An 11,812-nucleotide genomic window follows, 5' to 3' on the forward strand; every position below is an offset into this window, starting at 1 on the left:
AGCAGAGTTATTTGACATAGTGATCTGAAGATGATATGAGTTTTTTAGTAGTTATGATTGTTTCAATGATAGATGTTATTTCTTTTTGGGCTTCTTGTATTTTACTTACGAAGAGTTTTGTTTCATTTTCTATTGTTTTGTCATCTGTTGATATTTTGGATAGTAATAAACTTGTTTCGTTGAGTTGGTCTACAAGTTTTTGGGATTGAAATTTATCTACAAGGTTAATTTGATCTGCTAGATTATGGATTTGATTTATTTTGGATTTTGTTTTGTTTATATCATCTAATATTGTTTCAATTTTTTGTACTATATCTGACATTTTCAAAACTTCAGAGTCGTAAGAAATGAAGGCCTTTTTTATTTCGTTACTTAGGTTAGCTATGTTGTTCTCAAACTCGGAAAGATTATAATTTACTATTTTTGATATTTCCATCATCCTGTTAAGTATTTTACTAAACTGTATAGATATAAACTTAAACTCACCAGGATATCCTACTTTTGCCATTTCAAGTTGAAAGTTTATAAATATCATCTCAATTTCTTTTGCTAATCTTTCAATTTTGTTTAAGCTTGAAGTTATTACGGTGTTTGAGGTTTTTATCATGTATGATGTGCTTTCTTCTATTTTTGATAGGAATCTTGACATTGAAGACATATTATCATAGAGTGTTTTCAGACTATCTTTTATGTTTTTGATATTCTCTGATATTTCTTTTAAATTGCTAGATAAGTTTTTTGAGAAAGTTTTTTTGATATGTTCCGTTTTGAATTGTATTTCAGTGAGTTTAGAGTTAAGCTCTGATGAAAGAGAAGCGTACTTGTAGATGTTTTTTCTAGTATTTGATAGGTTAAGAATTGGTATGTTTTTGTTAAGTATTTTATTCTTGAAATTTTCTAATGAGAAAATAGCTGTTTTTGATGAAGATATAATTCTATCTGGTATGTTTTCTATATCTTCTAGCGTTTTCTCTAGTATTTTATCAACTGCTGATGATATGTCACTTAGTTGGTTTACATCTCTTATTACATCCTCTATGTCATACATGCTGAAGACTGTCATTTTTTCTCTTTTTTCCTTCCAGTTTAATAACATATTGTTAATACTGTTTAATACTTTCTTCATTGTGATATGAGATACTAAGAACAGAATAGATAGTACTACTATATTTGCTGCAATTATTAATATTTGGCCTAGGATTCCTGCACCTAATAATTTGTCTGACGAGATTAGTAGGGAACTCATAAGGAAGGTAATTGTGATTAGTAATGGATAGATAGATTTCATAGATAGTCTTCTGTATTTTACTATTTCGCTTTTTCTTTCGATTTTTATGAAATCTCCTATTTGTATATTATAGTGTCCTAATATGTTTTGTAAGACGAAGAAATATATTAAACTTGCTGTCCAGGCTCCAAATGTTGGAGAGACAAAGAGTGCTATGAAAGTTTGTACTGATACATCGGTATGTGTCATGAGACCCCATATGTCTGCTATTAGTCCGCCTATTGTTATCCTAAAGAAAAGATTTATAGCCGCATATAAAGGTATCCTAGGAGTTGAATATGAAAACTCTTTCAAGTTATCTATTGTAGGTTTTAATATCACTTTTATAAGCTTTCTGGTTAGAAAGACATTGGTAGGGAATGCTACAAACAATACAACAAATATCGTTGTGAAAAGCACTGGTGTGAAATAAACATCCATGAATATATCTGCTACGTTCCCGTAAGATATTGCTATTACAACTGCTACCGGTACTCCAAAACCGAATCCTATTATTTCAGCAGAAAAGAAATTTACAAGTGTTTTTAAGGATACTTTCCTTATGTAATGTTCTTGTTCTTTAGTTATTGCATTTTGGGTATTTTCATGAGGTTCATTCATAAATTAGCTTTCTATTTTAGTATTTCAGGATTTACTTTGTTTTTGTCAAATCCTTCTGATATTGCTTTTTGGGCGAGTTCTTTTGCCCTTGCCTTTTGATTGTTTTTGTACAGTACAACTGAAGCACTGTATAGATAATCGGGTTTACCACTTACATCATAAGCCATAAGATATGCATTCACAGAGTATTTGTAATTTGATGTTTCATATTTTTTTGCAAGTTCTAGGTTATGTTTTTCAAAAGATTGTTTTGTAAAGGATAGGTTTATGTTGTACTTTTCTTTAAGTATTTTTTGAGCTTCTTTTCCAGCGTTTTCAAATGGGTATAAGTTAAATGTATGTTTGTAACTTATTATTGCTTTTTCAGTTTTACCTGCCATTTCGAACGCTTTTCCTGCTTCAAGCCAATCGTTAGCAAGATCTTTCCTTTGGGATGGTGATAAGTTCAAATAAAACCCAAAAGAAAAGTATCCTATTGTAAACATTATTCCAAAGACTAACAAAACTTTTTTCATAAGTACCTCCTAGAGTACATAAGTAATTTATATAAATGTAGCAACTTTTTTCAACATAATTTGTATTTGAAAATGAGGTTTTAAAATTTTTAATTTTTAGTATCCTATTTAGGAGATATAATATGAGAGTTTGCGTTATTGGTAGTGGTGGAAGAGAACATGCTATAGTATGGAAGTTGAGCAAGTCTTCGAATGTTGATAAGATATTTTCTATACCAGGAAATGGTGGAACTTCTAAAATTTCTGAAAACGTTTCTTTACCCTTGAAACCACCTTTTTCGGAGCTTTTAGATTTTGTTAAATCGAATGGAATATCTTTAGTTGTTGTTGGTCCTGAAGCACCACTTGTTGATGGAATAGTTGATTTCTTGGATAGAGAGGGTATTAAAGTTTTTGGCCCTAATTCTAAGGCTAGTATGATAGAGGGTAGTAAGGTTTTTGCTAAGCTGATTATGAAAAAGAATAATGTTCCAACTGCTGATTTTGAGGTATTTGATGATTTTGAAAGTGCCAAGAGATTTTTTGAAACCCATCCTGATTGGGTTATAAAGGTTAATGGTCTTGCTGGAGGTAAAGGAGTTGTTGTTCCTTCTAGCTTTGATGAAGGAATATTATTTTTGGAAGATGTGTTTTTGAAACGTAAATTTGGTAATTCTGGTGATAAAGTTGTTATAGAAAAACGTCTTGATGGGTATGAGCTTAGTGTATTTGTTGTGACTGATGGTGAAGATATAAGGTTTCTTTCTACTGCTCAAGATCACAAAAGAGTTTATGATGGAGATAAAGGTCCTAATACTGGTGGTATGGGTGCGTATTCGCCTGTACCAATGGTTTCGAAAGATCTATTAAATACTATACTAAAGAGGATAGTTTATCCTACTATTGAGGGGCTTGCTAATGAAGGTGTGGTGTATAGGGGAGTTTTGTACTGTGGTCTTATGATAGACAAAAATGAAAATCCATATGTTCTTGAGTTTAACGCAAGGTTTGGAGATCCTGAAGCTCAGGCTATCATACCTTTAATAAAAACTGATCTGTTTGATATTCTGCAATCAGTATCTGAAGGATTACTAAGGAAAGTAAATATTGAGATTTATGAAAAATTTGCGGGAGTAGTTGTTCTTGCTTCTAGAGGTTATCCCAACGGTTATGAAAGAGGTAAGAGAATTACTGGTGATCTTTCAGAGAAAGAAAATTCACTAGTTTTTCACGCTGGTACTGCTTATGATGGTGAAAAACTCGTAACAAATGGTGGTAGGGTTTTAAATGTTGTAGGTTTGAGTAATACTCTAAAGGATGCTCTTAATGTAGCCTATAATAGGATAAAGGATATATACTTCGATGGTATGTTTTATAGAAAAGATATAGGTTGGAGGGTTTTAGGAGGATAGAATGGAATATACCTTGTTGTTTTTGGGAGGGGTTTTTCTAAGCGTAGTACATACACTCATACCAAATCATTGGGTTCCAATAATAACTATATCAAAGTATCAAAAATGGGGTAGTAACTTTACTAGGCTTGCTATATTTATAATTGCAACTGCTCATTCATTAAGCACGATAATAATAGGGTCACTCATAGGTATATTAGGAATTGAGGTATTCAAGAGATTTGAAGGATTATCAAAAATTGTACCTACTGGTATTTTCATTTTAATGGGTATTGTATTTATATCTTTGCACGTATTTGACTTCTCAAAACATCATCATCATGAAGAAAAGAATTTTCATCTTCTTCATTCTCACAAGATTACATTCTACGTATTGGTAGGGATGATTTTTGCTTATGTTATAGTTTTGATATTGCTTTTAGTTAAGAGCGGAATAGGAATGGAAGTTATAATTCTTAGTATTTTTATTTTTTTGGCTATTTTGAGTATAATTATAGTTCAAAGGATATTAGAAAGGAAACACAAGTTCAATTTTTATAACTCTCATATACATACGTCTGATGATAAAAGTATTCATGATTATCATCATCATGATCATTCGGTGGATATTTATAATATCCATTGTGATAATTTGGCAACTGTGAATCTGAGTAGATGGGGTGCTGTTTTAGGGTTATCTTTTGCTTTATTCTTTTCTCCATGTATTGAGATTGAAGTTTATTACTTACAAGCTAGTACTTTAGGTATTAGTGGTATATTACTACTATCACTTACGTATTGGACTATAACAGTTATTCTAACATATGTTCTAGTGGGTTTGGGTGAAAAGGCAATTCAAAGATTTAAATTGAATAAACTTGAGCATAATGAGGATGTGATAACAGGTATTACTTTATTGGTTTTTAGTGTACTGTTCTATTTATTGTGAGTTGGTATGTAGTGCTTGATTTCTTAATAAGGTACTTAAGTCTAAATTCTACTTTGTTAAAGCAGAAAAATTTTAGAATTTTTAGATAGCGATTGTATTTGTTGTAATGAGTGAGTTATACCATTCTTTTCATTCCCATTATCTTTGTTGGTAATCCATATAGATTTATGAATCCTTTTGCATCTTTGTGATCATAGAGTTCTACACCTTCGAATGATGATAAATCTGGATCGTATATGGAGTATTGACTTTCTCTAGAAAGTGGTATGATATTACCTTTGTATAGTTTTAGCTTGACTTTACCTGATACGTATCTGTTTATGTAGTCAAAAAATTCATCAATAGCATATCTCAAAGGGTGGAACCATTTCCCATAATACACCAATTCTGCGTATTTTATTGATAGCATTTCCTTTAATGACGTTATATCTCTGTCCCATACTAGTTGTGATAAAAGATTATGTGCTGAGTATAGTATTGTTAATCCAGGAGTTTCATATACTCCTCTTGATTTTATACCTACTAGTCTGTTTTCTACTATATCAACTCTACCTATTCCGTTTCTACCACCTATTTTGTTTAGTTCTGATAGTAGTATATGTGGTTCTAGATTTTTGTTGTTTACTGTTATAGGTATTCCTGCGTGGAATGTTATCTCTACTTCTTCTGGAGTATCTGATGCTTTTTCTGGTGATATTGTCATTTTGAACATTTCTTCATCATATGGTTTTGTAGGATCTTCTAATATTCCACCTTCGTAGCTTATGTGTGCTAAGTTTGGATCAGTGCTATAAGGTTTTTTAGTTGTTGCTTCAACTGGTATATTATTTTCTTCCGCGTATTTTATCATATCATTCCTGCCTTTGAATTTTGAGAGAAAGTCTTCATCTTTCCAGGGTGATATTATTTTCAGATCTGGTGCTAGTGCTTTGTATGTTAGTTCAAATCTAACTTGATCATTACCTTTTCCTGTTGCTCCGTGTGCTACTGCATCAGCATTTTCAAATCTTGCTATTTCAACTTGTTTTCTCGCTATGATAGGTCTTGCCATTGATGTTCCAAGCAGATAGTTTTCGTATTTCGCTTCGGCCTTTAGGACCTTCCAGATTACCTCTTTTACAAATTCTTCTCTCAAATCCTCAATGTATACTTTGCTTGCGCCTGTCTTAAGTGCTTTATCTTTTATCTTTTCAAAATTGTCTTCTTGTCCTAAGTTTGCGATAAATGCTATTATCTCTGCGTTATACCTATCCTTTAGATATTTTAGTATTACCGATGTGTCAAGTCCACCAGAGTATGCTAAGACTATTTTCATCGTAACCTCCAGAAGTTGTATTATTATAACTAACTACTACCTTGATTTCAAAAATTATTGTATAAAGTTGCTCCCATACTAGCTTTTAATGAAGCTAGTTATAGTTTGGTTTTTTGATTAAGTTTTAGATTAGTTAATTTTTTGAGTTTGCTGATATTTTTTGTTATAATATTAACATGAGGTTTCTTAAAGTTTTTATTGTTTTGTATTTAGTTTCCATTGTTTTTGTATCTTGTATAAATATAACGGCTAATAGGATATCTGTTCAGATAGCTAAAGGTGCTGGTAACAATTACTATGAAATTAGTGTATATAGCAATTCTGGTTTGACTCTAGAGAATACTAATACTTTTGTTTTTTCAATACAAGACAACAAGAATGTTCTTCTAGAATCTGCTACTGGTAATTTAGATAGAGGTTATTCTTCTTGGACTTCGTATAGAAATTATAATAGAGGTGTTTACATTGTTGTTGTTAAAATTGACATGACAGGTGATAAGGTATTTTCTTCAGGAGAAGATATTTTTTCTTACAAGTACGTTGTTGTAGCAGAGGATAATAGTAGTGCAGTATCGTTTTCAGATACGGATAACTGGATCGGATTGTAATGAGAATTATCATACTGGTTTTGTGCCTTTTGTTGGTGGTAACTGGTGTTTCCGAGGGGGTTGTCTCAAACTTTATATCTTTTAGGTTTGATAACAAGTTTGATTTTTTTTATTTCAGATCTTTTTCTGCTCCTTATACGTTTTCTTCTCTTTTGAATAATAAGACTAATTTTATGTTTTCATTTCATTTTAGTGATTCTGGTTTAGATGTTAAGATAGGTGACATTTGGAGTGTTTTTGGTAGAGGAATTGTAGTAGGTGATAATAGATATGGTTTTTTAACAAGGTACCTATATCATAATAGGTTTTATTCGAACGATGTCCTTAGCTTTAATTACGATAAATCTGATAGAAATTTTGATGGTATTCAAGACATAAGAAAAGGGAGTTCTTTTGGTCTTTTGAATACTAAGGTATTTGCTTTGTTTTCTGATGATTTTGAAGATAGTTTATTTGGTGGTTTTCTAAGGGTTCAAGGTATTGATTTGTTATTTGCTAATTATGTAGATAGTAGTTTTGTGTCTATTAATCATAAAAACCAAAGTTTAGAAGGAATAGTTTATGATTTTGAGTTTGCGATTTTATTCAAAAATGGTGTAAGTTATGCTTTCTCTTGGTTACTTGAATGGTATTACAGGAAATTTGAGTTTTCACTAGAAGGTAGAATCCTAGAAGATAGGTATTATTCTCCTTTTACATCTTCATTTTTTTCTATTGATTATGTTAGGAAAGGTATTATTTTTTCTTCTATTTACAGAGATGATGATTTTAAGTTTTCATATGTTAATAAATTAGTTTTTGATAATCTTGCTTATGTTACTAACGAGTTTAGTATTTTTGTGATGACTAGAGTTTTTGATTTTTCTTTTTTTGACATTGAGATTTTGAGGGATGAAAGTCAGAAAAAAGTATTTATCTATGTTTATCCTTATATTAGTTCAACAAATTTTGCTTTTTATGTAAAACCTCTTTTTTGTTTAGATGAAATATTTTTTGACTTTGAGAATTTACAAATATCATTTTGGTGTAAGATAGGTAATTTTAGGTTTAGTTCTAGTGTTTTTTTACCTTTTGATAGTAATTTTACGTACATATTTTACTCTACGTTTTTGAGAGATGGTTTTGGTGATAATTTTGATATTCCTATTTATAATGTAGACGGTATAACTTCTCTAATTGGTTTTTCTATTTTATCTCATTGGTTAGAGAGTGAAATTTTGTTATTTGTTTCTCAAAATGGCGGTTTTAAAGTTTTTTTGATGTCTAATTTCAAAGTTTGACACTGAATGGAATTAATATTGTTGGTGATGCTAGTGTTGTAATTTTATTGTTGATATCACTTGATATGGTGTATCTAATGTCTAACCCTATCCACATATTATTCACAAAGTTATAGTTTATCCCTATGGTTGGTTCAAATACTAACGATATACTTGTGAATGAGAATGCGGTTGATGTTATTGATGCATTTTGAATTCCGATGCCAGTTATTGTCCCTGCTTTTATGTATAGGTTGTTTTTTTTCTCGAATGAGTATATCAAGAAGTTGTATAGTGTTGCTAGTTTAATAGAGAAAATTGAAAATGAACTTGTCTCTGATTGTGAAAATACGAATGAAGTTTCCGGAGCTATTGATATGTAATCCGAAGAAGAAAATTTAGAGACTCCAATTTCTACTTCTGCCCTTAATGCTGTGCCTATGCCGACAGCATCCGCAAAAAACAAAGTAACAGGTGCTAAATTTATACTTACGTTATCTTCAGCGAATGTTAGTGTAGGTGCTAATATTAGTAAGAGTAGTAATAGTACAAGAAAGTTTTGCATATTCATCCTCCTCTAATTTAGAAAAACGAATTTGAATTGTGTTAGGTGACAATTTAGTTGTTTAAGTTATCTCTATGCCTAAGATGAATTTTACTATGTTTGACATTATTCTCAGAAAATTAGATGTTTCTAGTATATAGTGTAATTGTGGTAGTATATCCGTGAATATAACAAAGTATCCTATCAACATGATACCATTTATTGAGAATAGTAAGAATCCTACCATTTTGCTTACTATTACTATTTCTATGTCTTTCAATTTTTCGTATATTCTCACTATGAGAGGCCATGTTAGGAAGACTCCAATAACTGAAGATAACATTACTACTGCTACGTCTATTGATCCTAGGTACTCTTTGACTATAAAGTTTTTAAAAATCCTGAATATTATGGTATTGAATATTGTTGTCAGAGTTATTATTAGAGATACTGCAAAACTATTTTTGAAACCTAGCCTTATACCTACAAACAATAAGAATATGTATAATAAAGCTCCTAATATATCCAAAAGCTTTGATAACCACATTTGAATAAAATTCTGAAAGAGAAAGGTTTTTTGTTTCTAATTATTTATCTTTTGAATATTATTTCATCCATTATTTCGTCAAGAAGTTTTGATATTTCATCTATTAATTTTATATCTTTTCTATATTCCTCACTTGAGTATACAACTATACCCTTATTAGCAAATCTCTTTCTTATGTCAATGTATTTGTTTATTATAGTGATTCTTTCTTCTAGTGTATCTAGGGTTTTTGTAAGTCTAATCATTAGATTTCTCATTTCTTTCATGTTGTTGATATCTTTTTCTAGGTTTTTATCATTTTTTATTTCTTCTTGCATTTTTGTATTTGTGATTTGAGTAAATAGAAGCTCCATGTCTTGTGTTAGTTTATCTAGTTTTTTTTCTATCTCTAATATTTTCTTTTTTATTTCACTGTCTTCATATTGGAGTATAGGTTGATATATATTTTGAGTTTTTTCTGCTAACTGAGTGCTTATTATAACATTTGTTATTATGTTTGTTGTGGATATTTCTTTTGGTAATATTACTTCTTGAGTTTGAGTTGCTTGAATTTGATTTGTAATAAATATGTAGTTGGTTATTACTACCAATTTTACGTTAGTATCTTCGGGCTTTGTTTGGATGGTTTCTTTTTTTGGTTCTTTTTCTGATGCTAAAGTTTGTTGAGTTGATGGTAGATACTGTGATGTTGATAATACTACTGCTAGTTTTATAGATTGGTTTGGTTTTAAGAGTATGTCTTCAAAAAATAATGCTACTGCTGCGTCTTCTGAACTTGTTTCAGAAAACCTGTATCCGAGGAGTGGTGATGGTTCTACTTCCCAATTTGCTATGCTTAGTTTTCTCCAGTTTGAAAATATGATTCTACTAGGTTCTCCGTCCCAGTGTATGTAAAGATTGTTGACTTGGTTTATGTCTGAGGAAGATACAATGTACGATATCATATTATTTCTATTGATTAGTAGTTCGTAATCAATGGCGTTTTTACCGTCAAGATAAAATTTTGGTCTGATCTCATTCTCCCCAAAAAGTGTATCTATTAAATATCTTGCTCCTACTACTTTTGATGTATTGTGAATGTTACTTAGGGTTACTTCTATCCTTATTGAGTCTTCTAAGCCGGAGTTTGCGTTATTAACGAAAATAAATTTTGTTTCTACTGTAATGTTTTCAATTTCTGAAGAGAAGTTAAGAATCCCTTCTTTTGATATATTAGGCTTTTTTAGTATTTTGCCTTCATTTAGTTGGTATGATACATTATCTATCTTTAGAAGGATAAATGACGTTGGAGGTATATTGAAAAATAGAAGATCCTTTGAATACTCTTTTGATGGTATTAATTCTCTTTGTAGTGAAAACCTATAATTTACGTCGTCAAAAAGTAAATTGAGGTATTTGTTTTTAAAACTTATTATTTCGGCATTGATACTTTGAAATCCTATGGAAAGAATTACTAGAAGTGGTAAAAAGCATTTGCGCATTTTTTATTCCTCTCCTTTCTTATTTTCTATCTTTCTCTGTAAGGCTTCTTGTATTAATAAGACTTTTTCGTTGAGTTTAAGCAATCTGTTTTTAACATCAGTGAGCCTATTTAGCTCTTCAAGATCTTCTTCTTTTTTTAGGATTTCATCGACTTTGTTTTTTACGTCTGAGATACCATTAGTTTTTGTACTACTAATAATATCTATGTTTACTGTGCTACTTATGATGTTGGTAATATAGTTTGTTATTTCACTGATATTAGTTATGTAAATTATGTTAGTTGTATAATTTGTGATTGTTGTTGGTTCAGTTTTTGGTGATCTAGGTTTTGTTGGTTTTTCTAGTGTAGTTGTAGGGGCTTTTTCTATTGTGGTTTGTCTGTCTTTTATAGGATTTTTTCTTATTGTATTTTCTTCAGGTTTGTTTAATTCTAGTTTTTGTTCATACTTTCTAATCTCGTTAAAAATTTTTTCATATCTAATTTCATCACCTTCGTCATAGTATATGACTCCTAGTAATCTCATTGAAGCTTTCCAAACTTCACTTCCTTTTTGACTTGATCTTACACTTATTGTTAGATATCTTTTAGCTGTTTCTATATCTCCTGTGTCGTAGTATATGTAACCTAAGTACATACAGGCTTTTGAAAATAAAGGTGATTCAGGATATTCATTGAATATTATTTCAAGATTTTTTATTGCCGTTTCGTAGTCTCCTCTGTTGTATGCATTTAGACCGACATTGAATATAGAATTTTCAATGGAAGAAAAACTATTGTGTGAAATAACTAGAAATAGTACTATTGCTATTAAGATCTTTTTGTTCATACAGATATCATAGTAATTATCGTTTCTTTTAATTTCTAAATTCAAAATTAGTTTTTTAGTAAAAATCTAAAGTTTTCAAGTTGATACATAATCTGAGATATACCATACTCTATTGGAGTATGGGTTGTGGGATTTCTTGTTAGTTTTTAAGAATTCATTTATTTCTCAACTACTCAGCAATAAAGTCTGAAATTTTTTGAGAGATGCTTCGTAAGATAGTTTAAGGTTATGGGAATGGATATTTTTAGTATATTACATCTCTTGCTTCTCTGTTTTCTTTCTCTCCTCTTTTACAAGAGGAGGAGAAAATTGTGGAATACCTTAACAGGTATCTAGAGAACATAGGAGTGTGGCGACTTATTAACATTAAAGACCCGGGGAAGATAATAGAAGATCAGAAGAGAATATACTCGAAAGGATTGACTTCCATCAGATGATAGACCTACTCATACTATCCTCAAAGAGACAGGATAGACGGTACAGTGACTGTCTCTTATACACATCTGAC

General features: G+C 30.5%; 12 protein-coding genes. 5 read left to right on the forward strand and 7 right to left on the reverse strand.

Annotation, left to right across the window (positions count from 1 at the left end):
- Window positions 1-7: 7 nt before the first annotated feature.
- On the reverse strand, window positions 8-1,888 hold the full coding sequence (locus N2712_03550; protein MCX8029050.1) for a hypothetical protein: 1,881 nt from the start codon (window positions 1,886-1,888) through the stop codon (window positions 8-10).
- Between the two features lie 11 nt (window positions 1,889-1,899).
- A complete protein-coding gene (locus N2712_03555) occupies window positions 1,900-2,403 on the reverse strand; it encodes a hypothetical protein (protein MCX8029051.1) in 504 nt (167 codons plus the stop codon).
- A 122-nt stretch (window positions 2,404-2,525) separates the two neighbouring features.
- On the opposite strand from N2712_03555, the gene purD reads away from it, so the two are divergent.
- Window positions 2,526-3,794 carry a phosphoribosylamine--glycine ligase gene (gene purD / locus N2712_03560; GenBank protein MCX8029052.1) on the forward strand — a complete coding sequence of 423 codons (1,269 nt, stop codon included), beginning with the start codon at window positions 2,526-2,528 and terminating at the stop codon, window positions 3,792-3,794.
- Between the two features lies 1 nt (window position 3,795).
- Window positions 3,796-4,722, forward strand: coding sequence for a hypothetical protein (locus N2712_03565; protein MCX8029053.1), 927 nt, complete (start codon window positions 3,796-3,798; stop codon window positions 4,720-4,722).
- A gap of 115 nt (window positions 4,723-4,837) precedes the next feature.
- Here the strand turns inward: N2712_03565 and N2712_03570 are convergent, their stop codons facing one another.
- Window positions 4,838-6,037, reverse strand: a complete 1,200-nt coding sequence (locus tag N2712_03570; protein ID MCX8029054.1) for an argininosuccinate synthase — start codon at window positions 6,035-6,037, stop codon at window positions 4,838-4,840.
- A gap of 176 nt (window positions 6,038-6,213) precedes the next feature.
- Between N2712_03570 and N2712_03575 the strand changes: the two genes are divergently transcribed.
- Both N2712_03575 and N2712_03580 read left to right on the forward strand, forming a co-directional pair.
- A complete protein-coding gene (locus N2712_03575) occupies window positions 6,214-6,645 on the forward strand; it encodes a hypothetical protein (protein ID MCX8029055.1) in 432 nt (143 codons plus the stop codon).
- A gap of 29 nt (window positions 6,646-6,674) precedes the next feature.
- Window positions 6,675-7,925, forward strand: a complete 1,251-nt coding sequence (locus N2712_03580) for a hypothetical protein (GenBank protein MCX8029056.1) — start codon at window positions 6,675-6,677, stop codon at window positions 7,923-7,925.
- On the opposite strand, the gene N2712_03585 is transcribed toward N2712_03580, so the two are convergent.
- The 4 genes from N2712_03585 to bamD form a co-directional block, all read right to left on the reverse strand.
- On the reverse strand, window positions 7,915-8,469 hold the full coding sequence (locus N2712_03585) for a hypothetical protein (protein ID MCX8029057.1): 555 nt from the start codon (window positions 8,467-8,469) through the stop codon (window positions 7,915-7,917). The genes N2712_03580 and N2712_03585 overlap by 11 nt on opposite strands.
- 61 nt (window positions 8,470-8,530) lie before the next feature.
- Window positions 8,531-8,995 carry a hypothetical protein gene (locus N2712_03590; protein ID MCX8029058.1) on the reverse strand — a complete coding sequence of 155 codons (465 nt, stop codon included), beginning with the start codon at window positions 8,993-8,995 and terminating at the stop codon, window positions 8,531-8,533.
- 44 nt (window positions 8,996-9,039) lie between these two features.
- The gene (locus tag N2712_03595) at window positions 9,040-10,476 is read right to left on the reverse strand and encodes a hypothetical protein (GenBank protein MCX8029059.1); all 1,437 of its coding nucleotides are present in this window, start codon (window positions 10,474-10,476) and stop codon (window positions 9,040-9,042) included.
- Between the two features lie 3 nt (window positions 10,477-10,479).
- Window positions 10,480-11,304, reverse strand: coding sequence for an outer membrane protein assembly factor BamD (gene bamD, locus N2712_03600; GenBank protein ID MCX8029060.1), 825 nt, complete (start codon window positions 11,302-11,304; stop codon window positions 10,480-10,482).
- 311 nt (window positions 11,305-11,615) lie between these two features.
- Between bamD and N2712_03605 the strand changes: the two genes are divergently transcribed.
- A complete protein-coding gene (locus tag N2712_03605) occupies window positions 11,616-11,741 on the forward strand; it encodes a hypothetical protein (protein ID MCX8029061.1) in 126 nt (41 codons plus the stop codon).
- The last annotated feature ends 71 nt before the right edge of the window (window positions 11,742-11,812 follow it).

The organism is Brevinematales bacterium, from assembly GCA_026415355.1.
GTDB lineage: Bacteria > Spirochaetota > Brevinematia > DTOW01 > DTOW01 > SKYB106.